Here is a 15,556-nt window from a genome sequence, read left to right as displayed (position 1 = left end):
TTGTCGCTTCTCCCATATCATGGAGAGAAGGTGCCCGCAGGCGGATGAGGGGCCATAGCCCCGCCACGGCGGTGGCACATTCGTCTGCAATCCGCTATCAGCGTTGAAAAACGGAAGCAGCGGATGTTCACGCTTGAGCGCCTCGAGACCTTGACACAGGAAATCAAGAAGAGCCGGTTTCTGGCGTTCGCCGCGCCGGTCGAGGACGAGCAGTCGGCAAGAGTATTTCTCGCCGCTCATGCGGATCCCAGTGCCAACCACAATTGCTGGGCCTGGCGCCTCGGCCAGACTTACCGCTTCAGCGATGACGGCGAACCGAGCGGTACGGCGGGCAAGCCGATCCTCGCGGCGATCGATGGCCAGTCCCTTGATCGCGTCGCGGTCCTCGTCACGCGCTGGTTCGGCGGCGTCCTGCTTGGCAGCGGCGGACTGGTCCGCGCCTATGGCGGCACCGCCGCGCTTTGCCTGAGAGCGGCAGCGAAAGTCGAGCTCGTCGATAGGTTGCGCGCGACGATTGCCTGCGAATTTGCCGATCTTGCGTTGATCAAGGCGCGCCTTGCGGCCCGCGGCGTTATGATTGCCGCCGAGACCTTTACAGATACCGGTGCGGTGCTGACGATCGACATGCGGAGGGACACGGCAGACGAAGCGCTCGTCCTCGTAAGCGATCTCAGCCGCGGCAGGGCGATCGTATCGCTCGATAACTGATCCTGCTTTCCATACGTGCCACCATCATCATAGAAATGACCGGCAAAGACGCGTGGCGCCGCCACCCAGGAAGATTGAGGAGAGGCTGACATGAGAACGAGGATTTTGGGACGGACAGGCGCAAGGATTTCGGAGATCGGCTTCGGCGCCTGGCAGATCGGCGGCTCCTGGGGCGATGTCAGCGAGGAAGAGGGTAAGCGCGCCTTGAACGCAGCACTCGACAGCGGCGTCACCTTCATCGACACGGCCGACGTCTATGGCGACGGCCGTTCGGAAAAGATCATTGCCGCGGTGCTGAAGGAGCGCGGCGGAGAAGGGCCCTTCGTTGCCACCAAGGCGGGGCGCCGGCTCAATCCGCACGTCGCCAACGGCTATACCGGCGCCACTATCGAGGCCTTCATCGACCGTAGCCTCGGTAATCTCGGCGTCGAGACGCTCGATCTGCTCCAACTGCACTGCCCGCCGACCGAGGTTTACTACCGCCCGGATTTTTTCGGCGCTCTCGATCAACTGGTAACCAAGGGAAAGATCCGCAACTACGGCGTCTCGGTTGAAAAGGTCGAGGAAGCGCTGAAAGCAATCGAATACCCCGGCGTCGCCACGGTCCAGATTATCTACAATATCTTCCGGCAACGCCCGCATGAGCTGTTCTTCGCCGAGGCGAACAAAAAGAATGTCGGCATCATCGTGCGCGTTCCGCTCGCCTCCGGCCTGCTCTCGGGCAAGATCGGCAAGGACACAGCCTTTGCCGCCGACGACCACCGCAACTTCAATCGCCACGGCGAAGCCTTCGACGTCGGCGAGACGTTCGCCGGCGTGCCTTTCGAGGCAGCGCTCGAAGCCGTGGAGCAATTGCGCTCGCTCGTGCCGGCAAACGTGCCCATGGCTCAGTTCGCTCTCCGCTGGATCCTTCAGCAGGACTCCGTTTCCGTCGTTATCCCCGGCGCTCGTAACGAGGCGCAGGCGCGATCGAATGCTGCCGCCAGCGCGCTCCCGCCGATCGACGATGCCACCATGGCCGCGATCGCAGCACTTTACGAGCGGCTGATCAAGGTCCATGTTCATCAGCGATGGTGAGACAGGCCGTGCTTGGCGCGGTCCCTCCGGGAAGGCAATGATGACTGAGGCCTTCGACCTCGAGCGCTTCGTCAAAGCGCAGGAAAACACTTACGCAGCCGCGCTTGCCGAGCTTCGCGCCGGCGCCAAGCGAACCCACTGGATGTGGTTCATCTTTCCGCAGATCGAAGGCCTCGGCCATTCGCCGACGGCGCAATACTACGCGCTATCGAATATCGACGAGGCACGGGCTTACCTTAAGCATCCCCTGCTCGGCCGGCGCATTCTCGAATGCACGGAAGCCGTCAACGCCGTCCGAGGGCGCAGCGCGCTCGAAATATTCGGCCGGCCGGACGATCTCAAGTTTCGTTCGTCGATGACGCTCTTCGAGGCTGCGGCTCCGACCATCGGCGCCTTCGCAAGAGCGCTCGATCACTATTTCGACGGCGTCAGGGATACGCGGACAACCGAAATTCTCAATAGAGGCTGAGCCTCGCCCGCCGTTACGGAGACGCTGGCGTCTGGGAAAGAGCAAACAGGAACAATGCTGCAAAAACCGTCAGCCCGACGATGATCAGCATCAGCTCCTTCATCATGTAGCGGTACATTTTAGAATTCCTCCTCCCACAGCCAAGGCCGGGAAGCACCCGATCTACATGGGAACGGAGACATCGGGTTTTAAAGGCGCGCCCGCACACAACAGCGTGAAGTGCGGTCGCATGCTGCCCAGGGGCTACTGCGGCAGCCCGCCCGTCCAATTCTTTCGAATGAACTTGCCTAGATCAAAGCGCGACTAATTCCAATGAGTTAGGATCCGGTTCGAGCAAAAAACCGGACTGCCTTTTTCCGCTTGCGCGGTTGCGATGCCTGAACTCAGCACTATCTGAATAGCTGTCGTTCAAAGGGGCCCTGCAAACGTGTCCCGCACGCAGGGCGGAAGCCCGTGACGAGAAGCCTGCAGGGAGCTTGCTCATGATCGTTAGATTGACCGTGCAGACCGTTGTCTGGTTCGCAATCATCGGCGGCCTCCTCTTCGCTTCCGCCGGAACGTTCGAATGGCCGGCCGCCTGGATCTACCTGGCGATGATGCTCGCGCTCTCGCTCATTACCGGGCTTTTGCTCGCCCGGCACGATCCGGCGTTGCTACGGGAACGATTGTCGGCACCCATTCAGAAGGACCAGCCTTTCTCCGATAAGGTGCTCCTTTCCATCATCCTCTTGTTCCTGTTCAGCTCATACGCGTTCATGGCACTTGATGCCGTGCGGTTCCGCTGGTCGTCGGTACCGCAATGGGTGCAGGCTGCGGGTGCGTGGCTGGTGGTGCTCTCCGTTGTCTTCAACTACCGGATATTGCGTGAAAACAGCTTCGCCTCGCCCGTCGTGAAGGTTCAGAAAGAGCGGGCACAGCGGGTAGTTACTACCGGTCCCTATCACTATGTCCGTCACCCCTTCTACGCCGGCAGTCTCTTGTTCGTTGCCGGCACGTCGCTGCTGCTTGGTTCCTGGTGGGGCCTTCTGACAGTCCTTGTCCTGGCGGGACTGCTCGCCGTCCGCATCGGCATCGAGGAAACGGCGCTTCGCAGGGGTCTCGCCGGATATGACGCTTACGCGAAAGAGGTGCGCTACCGGCTCGTTCCGTTCGTCTGGTAGTGCGAGTGGCTGTCCCTTCATCGTTGACTTCGCAGATGATGGGAGGAGAATATTGCTTCACGTGTCACACCTTAACCAAAGGGTCGACTGAGATGACGATGGCAAAGAAACTTCAAGACTATATCGACGGAAAGGGCATCACCTACGACACCCTCCCTCATCACCGCACCGCGACGAGCAGCCAGTCGGCACAGGCCGCGCATGTTCCGGGCAGCAGGCTGGCGAAATCCGTCGTCGTGCACCACGAAATGGGCTACGTGCTGGCCGTGGTCCCGGCCACGCATCGTGTCGAGCTTTCGACGCTGCAGGATGTCATGAACAGGCGTCTTGGTCTCGCTTCGGAAGAGGAAGTCCGCTCGCTTTTCGCCGATTGTGACGTTGGCGCGGTTCCGCCGATCGGATCGGCTTACGGCATGCCGGTCATCCTCGACGAAAGCCTCGAGAACGCCAACGACGTCTATTTCGAGGGCGGCGACCACGAGACACTGGTGCATGTCAGCGGTCCCGGTTTCCGCAGCCTTATGAAGGACGCGCGGGTCGCGCGATTCAGTCACCCCGCCGTGTAGACGAGGCGGTCCCGGCCGGCTCTTTCAGCAGCCGCGGAGCCTACGCTTGCGCGGGAGATTCGTGCACGTTGCAGAGGATTTCGAAAACGTAGCTGTCGATTGCTATGCAATTTTGCCCTTATGCCGCGGCTAACGCACGGAAAAATAAACATCTCTTTTTTCAGATCGTCAGCAATCTTACCTTTTTTGCCAAGGTAAATTACCCTTGAACCGCAACTCGCCGCAGTTCCAGAGACCGGTTTGGGTGGGAAGCTGCCTGATCGCTGAGGATCGCCACGCGAGCAAGGATAGTTGCGGGTCAAAGCTGGTGAGCCCGGTCACATTTCCTCCGGGGCGCTCTAATGTGGCGGCGAAGCCGACGGCAACTGGATCAATCACCGCCGCGAAGACTATAGGAATCGTCATGAGCGGCCTGGGCGGCTACCGCCACCTACTGCGGCGATGATGTCTACATTGAGCCGAACCAGGTCCTCGGCCGACGCCCAGCTAATGTGCGACCTGGGAAGCTGCCGACATCAACTCCTCGGGATTCGGCGCCCTGAACGTATAGCCCCCCTCCAGAACTTCAGTGAAGCTCCAACGTACGATGCCCTCCCGGTCTATTAGGAACTGACCGACAAGCTGCGCCTTGTCGGAAGCCATCATCTGCTGATCGGCTTCCGTAATCTCATATCCTTCCTTCTTGTTGAGAAACTCGTTCATTGCCATTACGTCCATAGGCTCGGGCAACTCGCCCGGGAGATCGATCCGTATCGCCATGACCGTCTCCATCCCGACCTCGTGCAAGCCGAAAGCACGGTGCGAGGCCCGCGCCAGGTCGGACGCCGCCAGAAGATCGGGTATCGGATGGTAACGGAAATAGAGCCGCGCGCGTTCGACCGGCGTGTTGACCACAGCCAAGCATTCGACGCCTTTCTCACGCAGGACCGGATTGAGCTGTGCCATCGCCGCGACATGGCGCCGGCAGAACGGACAGTGCAGGCCTCGAAACAAACCGATCAATAACGGATTACGGCCTCGAAAATCTTTAAGCGCGATCTTGCCATCGCGCGAGATCGCATCGAGCACGATATTCGGGGCCTGGTCACCCGGCTGCAGCGGGCGGTCGACGTTACTCATGGGCATGGACAACCTCCTCGCCCGGATCAGTCAAAAAAAGGCAGCACGACAAGCCCGCGCGGGCTCAAACTCCCTGCACGATGCTTTCCAATCATAGCACGGAAAGAGCTTCTGCGGTTCGCCGATTTCGCGGGCGTCGGGAGCGCCCCTCGCTAGAAAGCTTGGCCCCCAATTAAAACGGAATAGGGCCGCTCGCTCGCCGCGACTCCAGAGACCGCACTGGGTGGAGAGCCGACGCTCTACTTGCGTTCGGAGTCGTGAGACCCTAGCGGTATGTTTGATCTTGCAACCGTGTGAGGAACACGACGTGGATTGGTTTACCCGACGCAAGCCCTTCTCAGACGCCGCGAAGTCTGCTTTCGGATTTAGAGCGCTGGGCTCTATAGCGGCGGACGAACTGGCTCCCTTTGTTGACGACACTTACCGAACAACGTCGAGGCATTTCACCTCTGATGGAGTCAGCATCTACATTCCTTATCGGCTGCATTTTCTTCCAAGCGTAGAGGAAGCATTCCTCAGCTATTCGCCAGAGTCGCAGTGCTTATTGACACGATCGACAAACGGCTATCTGCGGCAGAGATCAGCCAGGGTTATCCTTCCGCTGAACGAATCTTGGACTATCCCCTTCATCATCCTCTCTTAGGCGAGTACGTCGTCGAGATTCTTGAAGATATTCACGTCGCGATGTCGCATTTCGATCAAGCGGCTTACGCCAGTTTCGTCCGACAGAACCGAGAGGTAATGCGTGCAATGCGCGCTAGGGCGACAAGCTATTGGAATGTTTACTACCGCCAAACTTATCCCGACGGGAAATCCTATCCGGCGATTGCCTCCTCAATCAACTGGATGCTTGGGCAAGTTAGCATCGTCCGCAATGGATCGACGTCGGCCGTAGCGAGAGAGTCCGCCTTGAGAAACAAGTCGGCTTCTGGCGCGACCTTTCGTCGGCCGGAAAACGCGGATTACGGGGACTTTCGCAACACCTTCATCTCAGCCGTATGGCTCGATCGCGCCAAACTAAACATGTTTTGAGGATCGGCTTGAGCGCCAAGGTAAATTACCCTTGAACCGTAACTCGCGGCATTCCCAGGGACCGCTTTGGGCGGTCCTCGCAAAGGCACCCCGCGATGCGGCAGAAGCGGACGCTCTCTGTCTGCGACCGATAAGCGACGGCGCAGTAGGGATGCCTACGCGGCTAGTTCAGCCACGCCTGGAACATTACCTCAGCGCAGACATTGTGAGAGATCACACGGTTAAAGTGAGGAGCCCGGAGATGCAGCCGGCGACCCGGCAGCGACTTCGCCTGTCCCGCGGCACGGAATTGTCCTTCATCACGGCAGGTGAGGCGTCCGCGCCCACGGTACTGCTCCTGCACGGATTTCCGAGCTCCGCGCGAACGTTTCGGGAGGTCGTGCCCAAGCTGTCGCAGGTCGCCCGCGTGATCGCGCCCGATCTGCCTGGCTTTGGGGAGTCCGACGTCCTGTCGACGGTCTCGTTTCCCGCCTTCGGTCAGGCAATTTCGGAACTGCTGGACCGGCTCGCGGTCGGGCCGCGCTACGTCTACCTCCATGATTTCGGGGCTCCAGTGGGTTTCCACATCGCCATGCAGGCGCCAGAACAGGTATTGGGGCTCATCGTTCAAAACGCCAACGCTCATCGAACGGGGCTCGGGCCGCAATGGGCCGCGACGCAAGCCTACTGGTCGCACCCGAGCCCGGAAAACGAGGCGGCGGCGACCGCGCATCTGACATTCGCGGGCACGCGCGACCAGTATATCGCCAATGTCCCGCCAGAGGTGGCTGCGCGGATCCCGGCCGAAAGCTGGGAGGAGGACTGGCGGGTGATGAGCTTGCCGGGCCGGATGAACACACAGCGCCCGCTCATCGCGGACTATGGGCGCTACGCCGCCCGGTTCGACGAGATCGCCGACCATCTCGCGCGCCGGCAGCCGCCTGCCCTGATGCTCTGGGGACGGCATGACGCCTTCTTCGATATCGCCGAGGTCCTGTCGTGGATGAAGGCTCTGCCGAGGATGGAAGCCCACATTTTCGACGCCGGCCACCTCCTGCTCGAGACGCACGCGGCAGAGGCCGCATCGCTCATGCTCGAGTTCATCGAGCGTACTCAACGGGAAAGCGAAAGTTAGGGGAGAGCTTGATTGACATCGCCTGAAGAGCTGGTGACGAGAGTTGCGGACGCCCCAAGCCACCCTATCTTTCGCATCACGCGAATCGAGCGATTACCACGGCTGCTGAGGGCGTGGGGAGCGGTCATTCATCAGGTACGCCATTCCTGCCGTCTCGGCTCCGATTGCAAGTGACACATCAAGTGTTTGGTGAACACCCGGCCGTCAGGAGCGATTGGACGGTCAAATTACCACTCCTGTTTTACTGATTCCGTTGCACGACGCAGAAAAGATTGCCGTCTGGATCCTGCAAGACCACGTAATCTGCCTTCGCCGGGTAGCGCCACGCATATCGTGTTGCTCCTATGGTCAGCAAACGCCGAACTTCTTCATCCTGGCGATCGGTATAAAGGTCCAAGTGTAGCCAACTTCTTCTCCAGCCGCGACGATCGCGAGCCTGAAAGGATATATTCGGGCCATTGCGTTCAGGATCACAAAGAACAACCCAGCCACCGCTTGCAGGAGCACGCGGAACATAATGCAGGGCCTCCTGCCAGAACGCGATCATACGGTCAAACTCGTAGCAATGGATGACGATCGAACCGATTCTGATCATTGCCGTATCCGTCTAGCGTAAGGCTACGCTCAAGATCTGCGATCTTTAATCATCGCGAAGCGCTACTGACCGGCAAAACATCTTAACGGTCGGCTCAGACACGCTCTGGCAGCAATTTGGCCGTAAGACGCGATGGAGCGTCAACCGCGCCGCGCCGCCTCGATCGCGGCGACGTCGATTTTCTTCATGGTCATCATGGCGTCAAACGCGCGCTTTGCTTCGTCGCCGCCAGCCGCCAGCGCGTCAGTCAGTACGCGCGGCGTGATTTGCCAGGAAATCCCCCACTTGTCTTTGCACCAGCCGCACGCGCTCTCCTGGCCGCCGTTGCCGACGATGGCATTCCAGTAGCGGTCGGTCTCCTCCTGATCGTCCGTGGCGATTTGGAAAGAGAAGGCTTCGTTATGCTTGAACGCGGGACCCCCGTTGAGGCCGAGACAAGGAATGCCCGCAACTGTGAAGTCGACCGTCAACACGTCGCCCTCTTTGCCGGATGGGTAGTCACTGGGTGCACGGTGCACGGCACTCACCACGCTGTCAGGGAAGGTCTCCGAGTAGAAGCGGGCGGCAGCCTCGGCGTCCTTATCGTACCAGAGGCAAATCGTATTCTTTGCCATTGCGCGTTCCTTTCGCTTTGAAGCCAAGATTTCGGCCTTGTTTCCCCATCCGCTCTCTTCCGAAATAGGGAGCCAACCGCTTTTCTCCACCCCGGAAGCATCCGTTTCGCCCAGGCGATCGCTAAGCGCAACTAACCTTAACGTCGCTGTCCGCAAGGGATCGATCTTTCTCGTTCCCTGGCAAAGCTCTCTTTCCACTCAAGTCGCAAGATCAGGCCAGCGACCGTCGAACATCCCAGCGCCAAGGGTAATTTGCTTTGGCAAAAAGGGTAAGCTCTTGACCAGAAAGGTAAGTTATCGTGGCTACAACAACAAATGTGTCGATTGCCACGCTTACCCCCTATGCCGTGGCCAACGCACTGAAAAATAAGCGTCTCGTCTTCAGACCATTCAGCCATCTTACCTTTTTGTCAGGGTAAATTGCCCATCACCATAACTCGCGGCAATTTCCCCCGGGGGACCGCTTTGGGTGATGGGGTGGACGCCCCCTGACGGCATCGATGTGCCAAAGTGGAGGTGTTGAACAGCACTTGGAGGAGGCGTCCGTGACTGAGGTTAGCACAATCGGGTTGGACATTGCGAAGCGGGTTTTTCAGGCGCACGGCGCGAATGCGTCGGGTGCGGCTGTTTTCAGCAAGAAGATCGCGCGCGCAAAGCTGCTTGGCTTCTTCGCCTCACAGCCCCGATGCGTCGTAGCGATAGAGGCTTGCGGCGGAGCGCATTACTGGGCGCGCGAGATCGGCAGGCTCGGCCACACGGTTCGGCTGATCCCGCCAGCCTATGTGAAGCCGTTCGTGAAGCGGCACAAGAACGATGCCGCCGATGCCGAGGCGATATGCGAGGCGGCACAACGCCCGAGTATGCGGTTTGTGGCCGTGAAGGAGGAAGAGCAGCAGGCAAGCGCAATTGTTTTCCGCGCCCGCGATCTGCTGGTTCGTCAGCGCACGCAGCTCATCAATGCCTTGCGCGGCCATCTGATGGAATATGGCTGGATCGTGCCGCAGGGCCCGTCTCACATAGCGGTGCTCATCGAGGGGATCGAGGATCCGGCCTGCCCGCTGCCGGAGAGCGCCCGTACGGCCTTGAAGGTGCTGATCGATAGCCTGCGGGTACTGGACGAGCAGATTGCCAGCCTGGATGGCGAGATCGCGCGACGCTCGCGCGAAGATGCGGTTGCCCGGCGGTTGATGACCATCCCCGGCGTCGGCCCGATCACCGCGACCGCGATCGTGGCCCTGGCTCCGCCGGCGGGAATGTTCCGCAAGGGCCGCGACTTTGCAGCCTGGCTCGGCCTTGCCCCGTTGCAGAAGTCGAGCGGCGGCAAACAGAAGCTCGGTGCCATCTCAAAGATGGGCGAGCGAACGTTGCGACGGCTGCTGATCATCGGCGCGAGCGCCGTCGTGCTGCAGGCCGGCAGACGCGGTGCGCCGACCGGATCATGGCTGGGGCAGATGATGGCGCGCAAGCCGCGCATGCTGGTGACGGTGGCGCTGGCCAACAAGATGGCGAGGATCGTCTGGGCGCTGTTGGCCAGCGGCGGCATTTATCGGGCTCCGGCCGCGGCGGCGTGATGCCGCTGCGGATGTGAGGTCGTCGCAGGCGCAGGAGGATCGAAGGAGGGTATGGCACCCAGTCGGCGAGACGGGACCGGAAGAACCAGGGCTTTCCACCGTGCTCTCAAGCACGCTTTGGGTGATTTGGATCCGGTCCGCGAACTCCCATACAGGCCCGCAGCTTTATCACTGCACCCAGAGGCCGGACAGATGGCAGCATCCGACTACGTGCTTATCCTTTCCAGAAAAACCACTTGCGCTTGAGGGGGCGTCCACAGATGGAGAGCGGTCGCTCAATACGATGGGCACGAATGACCGCGGTGCGGACTAAGCAGACGAAGAATGGAGCCCGGCGCCCCTGCAATGGGCGCCGGCCTCACCACACTCGAACTCCGAAAATCTCCGAAACGTGTTGCGGCCGAGCGCTACAAGAGCGATAATTAGTGCCCGAACGGAATAACGCAGACGGCTTCGCTTGCCGCGGGGCTGGTAGCGGCCCGGGACGGTCAAATCGGGGAATTCGCCATGCACAATGTCTCTCGGCGAAATGCCATTCGCCTCGTTCTGGCGGTCACAGCCGCCCTGTTTGCGACCTCAATGCCCTCTTTTGCCACGGAAGCGGTTCCGCTGGCGATCAAGGGTTATGACCCGGTCGCCTATTTCACCATCGGAAGCCCCACGCGCGGGCTGCCGGAGATCGAGTACGAATGGGATGAGCACCGCTACCTCTTCGCGAACGCCGAGCATCGCGAGCTTTTCAAGGCCGATCCTGTTCGCTACGCGCCAGAGTTCGGAAATTTTTGTGCGATGGCGCTGGCCGAGGGCGAGCTAACCGAGGCCAACCCAGAGAACTGGCTGATCAGCGACGGCAAGCTTTATATTTTCGGCAAGCCGGCCCCGATGGGACCCGCGCTCTTCCAGCAGGACCTTGCTGCGAACATCGCGAAGGCCAACGAGAACCGCGCGCTAATTCACTCACATTAGCGGTTCATTCTCTCGGCCGGTGGCAGGTCGCCAGAGACGGGGTAGAGGCCGGCCTTGCGGAATCCGTCGCGCAGGTGTTCGAGATCGCCAGAGCTTAGAAACTTGTTTCCAAACTCCTGCGGATCGAAGGTTGGGTCGATGCGGCGTATCATCGTCACGACACGCGCAGCGTCCTCCGCTCGGTTGTGTTGTGCATATGCGGCCGCCAGTAAGACACGGCTGAAGTTCGCGCCTGCGGTTGTTCGAAGATTAAGTTCCGCCTGTTCGATCGCCGCGTCGTAGCGCCCTTTCAGATAGTAGGCCAGGCTCAGCGCAAAGCGATCAATCGCATTGAGATCGGGGTCGATACGCTGCGCCTGCTCCAAGGCCTCGATCGCCGCATCTGTCTGTCCCAGCCACAACAAGATGGTGCCGCGCCCGGCGAGGCCGAGGGCATCGTTCGGATTGATCGCAATGGCCCGCTCGATCTCCGCCTCTGCCTCGTTGTATCTCTGATGAAAGAGGTGGATGTGGCCGAGAATGACGTGCGCGCGCACTTCGGAATCGTCAAGTCTCAGCGCCTTGATTGCCAATTCCTCGGCACGGCTCAGGAAAGCGGTTGGCGACTCCGCCCAGCCCATCGAGCTGGCAAGGTGATAGGTTTCGGCGAGTGCCGCATAGGCCGCAGCGTAGTTCGGGTCAAGCTCGATGGCGCGTTTGAGCAGGCTGCGCGCCTCCACATTGTTTGCCCGCGTCGGGCGCTGCAATGCCGGCCTAGCGCGGAGCACGTAGTCATAGGCTGCGAGATTTTCGGTTGGCTTTGCGAACACTCGATTTTGTTCGATCTGCGTCACGCGTATCGCTAGGACTCTGACAATGTCAGTGACAATGATGTCCTGCAGCGCAAACACGTCCGCCAGCGCCTCCTCGAAGCGTGCAGACCAAAGCACTCGTCCCTGCCTTGTGTCGACGAGTTGCGCGATGACCCGCACGCGGTCGCCGGTCTGGCGGACGCTGCCTTCTACCAGATAGCTAACAGCGAGACCGCGGCCAATATCCTCGGGGCTTGCAGGCTTTCCCTTGTAGGGGGCTACAGCGTTCCACGACATCACGGTCAGCGCGGAGAACCGACCCAGTGCGTTGATGATATCCTGCGTCAATCCATCCACGAAATACTGACGAGCCGAATCGTCGCTGTGGTTCAGGAACGGGAGAATGGCGATCGCGGGTTTCATGCCGACTTCAGCACTTTTTGTGAATTGATCGCCAAGGCGCAGATTGCTGAGAAATTTCCACTCGGAGCCAAAACCGGTCCACAGCGCGCCTACAGTAAGCAAAATCATCAGAGCCAGAGCGGCGAACAATCCACGGCGCCGGCGGGTGCGCGCCGGAGCGGCCGTGGCGTCGAGCCGCACGCGAAATACGCGCACCGGCCGAGCGATGTTCTTCAGCTTCTGTTCGCCGATATCCTCAAAGGCAATGTCAAGCCTGCCTTGCGCGTCTTCTTGCACGCGGCCCGACACGCAGATGCCGCCAGGCTCCGCGAGACCCTCCAAGCGAGCCGCCACATTGACGCCGTCCCCGAAAATGTCGTCACCCTCGATGATGATGTCACCGACATTAATGCCGACGCGGAAGTCGATACGTTGTCCTGCCGGCGCCGCGACATTTCGTTCCGCCATGCCGCGCTGGATCTCGACGGCGCAGCGCACGGCCTCGACCACACTCGCGAACTCGACCAGCATCCCATCGCCGGTGGTCTTGACAATCCGCCCGTGGTGTTCGTTGATCTTTCGGTCGACCAGAGCATGCCGAAGCGCCTTAAGCTGGGCGAGCGTACCTTCCTCGTCGTTGCCCATTAGCCGGCTGTAGCCGGCGATGTCGGCCGCTAGAATAGCCGTAAGTCGCCGCTCTACATGCTCGGTTGACAATCCGACTCTCCCCCGTGCGCTTCGGCCACCTTTTTCCGATAGCTCTGGGCTAAGCACTACGGAACCTAGGGCTCCGTAGTGCTTAGCCCCAAGGAGCCCCCAATCGAAGGCGAGCGTCGCGCCCACCGCTGGGGCGGTGGAACCGCGAACGCTATGACCTGCTCGGCCACACCCTCACCGATCTTTTGGCCCGCAACCACATCGGAGCGAAAATGGACCCCGGCCCACATGCGCGCGTCGGCCGCCTGCTTGGCCGTCACGCTCCATCAGCGCGGAGTAGCCCACCACATCGGCAGCAAGAATGGCAGCAAGCTTGCGATCCACGACGGCGTTCTTTAAGACCACCTATGCCCGAGGAATGCACTGTAGCAGAAGTCGGAGGCATTGTATCGCCGCAAGGCCCTTTGCTGTGCATGCACCGGAAGGTCTGGAATGGGGGAAAGCAGTCCCTCGACCAAGGCACCCGCGATGCTCTTGTGCGCCACGAGCGGACATTGCTTGCATGTTGGCCCGACGACGTTCCCCATATGTACCTATCGGTATCCGTTATCACAGTTGGCAATCGCGCCTGATCCGTCGCCGCCACTATTCCAGAATGACGACGGCTTCGACCTCGAAGAGCATGGGGTCAATTGTGCACGACGTTTGCCGGGGGGTGGTGATCGAGCCGCCCTTGAAGCCCTCGGGCAGCGGTTCGATGGGGCGCAGCGCTTTGGCCGGTTTGCGAGGTCGTTAGCCCCGGTAAGCGCCCTCAAGGTCCGCAATGATGATCTTCTTCATCTTGTACATGGCCTGCATCACACGACCGCCCTTTTCCCGGTCCGGGTCCGCGATCATCCGAAGCAAGGCGGTTGGCGCCACCTGCCAGTAGACGCCGAATTTGTCCGTCAGCCATCCACATGGCTGCTCCTTACCGCCCCCGGCCGTCAGTGCATTCCAGTAATAATCGGTCTCCGCCTGGTCCTGGGTCTCCACAAGAAAGGAGAAGGCTTCGTTGTACGGCACATGCGAGTTGGCGTTCAGGGCAACAACCTGCAGCTTGGCCAACTCGAAACGGACAACCGACAGCTCGGGGTCGGGAAGGTTCGTGCTTCCAAGGACCTTCGAGTCCTTGAGCACAGACGTGTAAAATTCCATCGCCTCCTCGGCCTGGTTTTGAAACCACAGATGGGGAAATACTTTTGGCATGGCTCTCATCCTTGACGATTGAATGATCATTGCAGGCATCTGGATTTGACTGCCCGTCGAGAAATGGGTGCAGTCCTGCTGCGACCGCCCGCGTAGCCGAAGCGATCGGACACGCGTGTCGCGCTTCACCTCGATCCTTCCTGGCCATCCACGATCGGGATGATCGACCCATCCCAGTCGCGCTCAAAGCCCATGTCGCGAAGGCGGCGGTCAGAAAAGCGCGCAATGCCGCGCGTTGTCCAGCTGTGCCGGAACCTGGCGAGGAGGCGGGCGGCAAGGTCCGTCGGCGCGTCGCGCATGGAACCGAATGCGTCCATTGACGAGCGCGCGGATGGCAACTCCATTCGATCGCAGACGTTCAGAGAAGCATGAGTAACGTTCACATTCCTGTCCTTTCAGATGTTGCGCCGCCATCGACGGCAGTTGAAGAAAGCTTGTTTCGTTGCTGCATGTTGCTCAGGTCCCGGCTGGACGACAAACGATTAATCGTGCAGGATTTGTGATCAACGCTCACAAATAGCCATGGCACGCAAACTCCCTCCCTTGACCGCTCTTCCCGCCTTCGACGCTGCGGCTCGCCACTTGAGCTTCACGAAAGCGGCGGCTGAGCTGAACGTGACGCACGGAGCGATCAGCCGCGCCATTCGCAACATCGAGGACCGGCTTGGCATCAAGCTCTTCGAACGAGGAACGCGGTCCGTGCGCCTCACCCCCGCAGGCGCCGCCTATGCTGCCGAAATCGGCGCGGCCCTGGACCGGATCGGCGCCGCGACGATCGTCGCCACGGCGCCACGATCGGCGGGTGTCCTCACTGTCAGCACGTCGGACGGCTTTGCCGGCCGGTGGTTGGTGCCCCGGCTCCATCGTTTCCACCGCACAAATCGCGACATCGACGTGCGGCTGTCCACGTCGGGCGTGCTCGCGGATTTCATCAGGGACGGAATCGACATCGCGATCCGCTATGGCGCAGGCGGCTACGAAGGGGTGGTGTCGGAACTCCTGGCCGAGGAAGAGGTGTCTCCCGTCTGTAGTCCGGAGTTGCTGAAGGGAGAACATCCCCTCCGGTCGCCCGGCGACCTGAGGCACCACACACTCATCCACGACAACTTCCGCATCGACTGGGCTACGTGGCTGCAGCACGCCGGCGTCGACGACATCAATCCGAACAGGGGCTTAAAGTTCGATTCCGCCACCTACGCCGTCGAGGCGGCGGTGCACAGCGAGGGTGTACTGCTGGGCAGGAGCGCGCTCGTCTCGGCCGACCTGGCGGCCGGGCGGCTCGTACGTCCCTTCGGCCTGGCGCTGAAGTCGAGGTCGAAATATTACGTCGTCTACCCGGACGGTGCGCTGCGGCAGAGAAAGGTCAAGGCATTCCGCGATTGGTTGTTTGAAGAAATGGCGGCTGGCTAGAAGGCCGCACGAGGCATCAACTGATGTGATGGGTGCGCAGTACTCGGTCGCATCAGG

17 protein-coding genes are annotated in these 15,556 nt (G+C 60.4%); 10 read left to right on the top strand and 7 right to left on the bottom strand.

Going from position 1 to position 15,556, the window contains the following annotated elements:
- The first annotated feature begins 123 nt into the window (after positions 1-123).
- From PYH37_RS13390 to PYH37_RS13370, 5 genes are all read left to right on the top strand, one after another.
- The gene (locus tag PYH37_RS13390) at positions 124-708 is read left to right on the top strand and encodes an IMPACT family protein (protein ID WP_280735428.1); all 585 of its coding nucleotides are present in this window, start codon (positions 124-126) and stop codon (positions 706-708) included.
- A 90-nt stretch (positions 709-798) separates the two neighbouring features.
- Positions 799-1,785, top strand: coding sequence for an aldo/keto reductase (locus PYH37_RS13385; protein ID WP_280735427.1), 987 nt, complete (start codon positions 799-801; stop codon positions 1,783-1,785).
- Between the two features lie 37 nt (positions 1,786-1,822).
- The gene (locus tag PYH37_RS13380; protein ID WP_280735426.1) at positions 1,823-2,254 is read left to right on the top strand and encodes a DUF1810 domain-containing protein; all 432 of its coding nucleotides are present in this window, start codon (positions 1,823-1,825) and stop codon (positions 2,252-2,254) included.
- A 482-nt stretch (positions 2,255-2,736) separates the two neighbouring features.
- Positions 2,737-3,414, top strand: coding sequence for a methyltransferase family protein (locus PYH37_RS13375; RefSeq protein ID WP_280735425.1), 678 nt, complete (start codon positions 2,737-2,739; stop codon positions 3,412-3,414).
- A gap of 92 nt (positions 3,415-3,506) precedes the next feature.
- Positions 3,507-3,980: an aminoacyl-tRNA deacylase gene (locus PYH37_RS13370; RefSeq protein ID WP_280735424.1), complete on the top strand. Its 474-nt coding sequence runs from the start codon at positions 3,507-3,509 to the stop codon at positions 3,978-3,980.
- 177 nt (positions 3,981-4,157) lie between these two features.
- Here the strand turns inward: PYH37_RS13370 and PYH37_RS13365 are convergent, their stop codons facing one another.
- Both PYH37_RS13365 and PYH37_RS13360 read right to left on the bottom strand, forming a co-directional pair.
- Positions 4,158-4,385 (bottom strand): ABC transporter substrate binding protein, encoded by a 228-nt coding sequence (locus PYH37_RS13365; protein ID WP_280735423.1) that lies wholly within the window; start codon positions 4,383-4,385, stop codon positions 4,158-4,160.
- Between the two features lie 81 nt (positions 4,386-4,466).
- Positions 4,467-5,105: a peroxiredoxin-like family protein gene (locus tag PYH37_RS13360; RefSeq protein ID WP_280735422.1), complete on the bottom strand. Its 639-nt coding sequence runs from the start codon at positions 5,103-5,105 to the stop codon at positions 4,467-4,469.
- Between the two features lie 531 nt (positions 5,106-5,636).
- Here PYH37_RS13360 and PYH37_RS13355 point away from each other — a divergent pair.
- Together PYH37_RS13355 and PYH37_RS13350 are read left to right on the top strand one after the other, a co-directional pair.
- Entirely contained in the window at positions 5,637-6,131 is a 495-nt protein-coding gene (locus tag PYH37_RS13355) for a hypothetical protein (RefSeq protein ID WP_280735421.1), read from the top strand.
- Positions 6,132-6,372: 241 nt separating this feature from the next.
- Positions 6,373-7,245, top strand: coding sequence for an alpha/beta fold hydrolase (locus tag PYH37_RS13350; RefSeq protein WP_280735420.1), 873 nt, complete (start codon positions 6,373-6,375; stop codon positions 7,243-7,245).
- A gap of 241 nt (positions 7,246-7,486) precedes the next feature.
- On the opposite strand, the gene PYH37_RS13345 is transcribed toward PYH37_RS13350, so the two are convergent.
- Positions 7,487-7,840 carry a VOC family protein gene (locus PYH37_RS13345; RefSeq protein ID WP_280735419.1) on the bottom strand — a complete coding sequence of 118 codons (354 nt, stop codon included), beginning with the start codon at positions 7,838-7,840 and terminating at the stop codon, positions 7,487-7,489.
- A gap of 140 nt (positions 7,841-7,980) precedes the next feature.
- On the bottom strand, positions 7,981-8,454 hold the full coding sequence (locus tag PYH37_RS13340) for a VOC family protein (RefSeq protein WP_280735418.1): 474 nt from the start codon (positions 8,452-8,454) through the stop codon (positions 7,981-7,983).
- Positions 8,455-8,999: 545 nt separating this feature from the next.
- Here PYH37_RS13340 and PYH37_RS13335 point away from each other — a divergent pair.
- Both PYH37_RS13335 and PYH37_RS13330 read left to right on the top strand, forming a co-directional pair.
- Positions 9,000-10,025 carry an IS110 family RNA-guided transposase gene (locus PYH37_RS13335; protein ID WP_280734667.1) on the top strand — a complete coding sequence of 342 codons (1,026 nt, stop codon included), beginning with the start codon at positions 9,000-9,002 and terminating at the stop codon, positions 10,023-10,025.
- Between the two features lie 507 nt (positions 10,026-10,532).
- Positions 10,533-10,991, top strand: coding sequence for a YHS domain-containing (seleno)protein (locus PYH37_RS13330; protein WP_280735417.1), 459 nt, complete (start codon positions 10,533-10,535; stop codon positions 10,989-10,991).
- Here PYH37_RS13330 and PYH37_RS13325 read toward each other — a convergent pair.
- The 3 genes from PYH37_RS13325 to PYH37_RS13315 all read right to left on the bottom strand — a co-directional run bounded on the left by PYH37_RS13325 (position 10,988) and on the right by PYH37_RS13315 (position 14,472).
- Entirely contained in the window at positions 10,988-12,829 is a 1,842-nt protein-coding gene (locus PYH37_RS13325) for an adenylate/guanylate cyclase domain-containing protein (protein WP_280736035.1), read from the bottom strand. The two genes, PYH37_RS13330 and PYH37_RS13325, sit on opposite strands and share 4 nt — an antisense overlap.
- Positions 12,830-13,633: 804 nt before the next feature.
- Complete coding sequence (locus PYH37_RS13320) at positions 13,634-14,218, bottom strand: VOC family protein (RefSeq protein ID WP_280735416.1); 585 nt, start codon at positions 14,216-14,218, stop codon at positions 13,634-13,636.
- A complete protein-coding gene (locus PYH37_RS13315) occupies positions 14,215-14,472 on the bottom strand; it encodes a hypothetical protein (RefSeq protein WP_280735415.1) in 258 nt (85 codons plus the stop codon). Before PYH37_RS13315 ends, PYH37_RS13320 begins: the two co-directional genes overlap by 4 nt.
- 139 nt (positions 14,473-14,611) lie before the next feature.
- On the opposite strand from PYH37_RS13315, the gene gcvA reads away from it, so the two are divergent.
- On the top strand, positions 14,612-15,499 hold the full coding sequence (gene gcvA / locus PYH37_RS13310) for a transcriptional regulator GcvA (protein WP_280735414.1): 888 nt from the start codon (positions 14,612-14,614) through the stop codon (positions 15,497-15,499).
- Positions 15,500-15,556 lie beyond the last annotated feature (57 nt).

This window comes from Sinorhizobium numidicum (genome assembly GCF_029892045.1).
GTDB classification, from domain to species: Bacteria; Pseudomonadota; Alphaproteobacteria; order Rhizobiales; family Rhizobiaceae; genus Sinorhizobium; species Sinorhizobium numidicum.
This window is presented reverse-complemented; position numbering and strand designations above follow the sequence as displayed.

Bases quoted from the DNA above. Each gene is read 5' to 3' on its own strand.
- PYH37_RS13350 (WP_280735420.1), top strand. From the start codon at position 6,373: ATGCAGCCGGCGACCCGGCAGCGACTTCGCCTGTCCCGCGGCACGGAA.
- PYH37_RS13380 (WP_280735426.1), top strand. From the start codon at position 1,823: ATGATGACTGAGGCCTTCGACCTCGAGCGCTTCGTCAAAGCGCAGGAA.
- PYH37_RS13375 (WP_280735425.1), top strand. From the start codon at position 2,737: ATGATCGTTAGATTGACCGTGCAGACCGTTGTCTGGTTCGCAATCATC.
- PYH37_RS13325 (WP_280736035.1), bottom strand. From the start codon at position 12,829: ATGGGCAACGACGAGGAAGGTACGCTCGCCCAGCTTAAGGCGCTTCGG.
- PYH37_RS13385 (WP_280735427.1), top strand. From the start codon at position 799: ATGAGAACGAGGATTTTGGGACGGACAGGCGCAAGGATTTCGGAGATC.
- PYH37_RS13365 (WP_280735423.1), bottom strand. From the start codon at position 4,385: ATGACGATTCCTATAGTCTTCGCGGCGGTGATTGATCCAGTTGCCGTC.
- PYH37_RS13370 (WP_280735424.1), top strand. From the start codon at position 3,507: ATGACGATGGCAAAGAAACTTCAAGACTATATCGACGGAAAGGGCATC.
- PYH37_RS13330 (WP_280735417.1), top strand. From the start codon at position 10,533: ATGCACAATGTCTCTCGGCGAAATGCCATTCGCCTCGTTCTGGCGGTC.
- PYH37_RS13360 (WP_280735422.1), bottom strand. From the start codon at position 5,105: ATGCCCATGAGTAACGTCGACCGCCCGCTGCAGCCGGGTGACCAGGCC.
- PYH37_RS13340 (WP_280735418.1), bottom strand. From the start codon at position 8,454: ATGGCAAAGAATACGATTTGCCTCTGGTACGATAAGGACGCCGAGGCT.
- PYH37_RS13345 (WP_280735419.1), bottom strand. From the start codon at position 7,840: ATGATCAGAATCGGTTCGATCGTCATCCATTGCTACGAGTTTGACCGT.
- gcvA (WP_280735414.1), top strand. From the start codon at position 14,612: ATGGCACGCAAACTCCCTCCCTTGACCGCTCTTCCCGCCTTCGACGCT.
- PYH37_RS13390 (WP_280735428.1), top strand. From the start codon at position 124: ATGTTCACGCTTGAGCGCCTCGAGACCTTGACACAGGAAATCAAGAAG.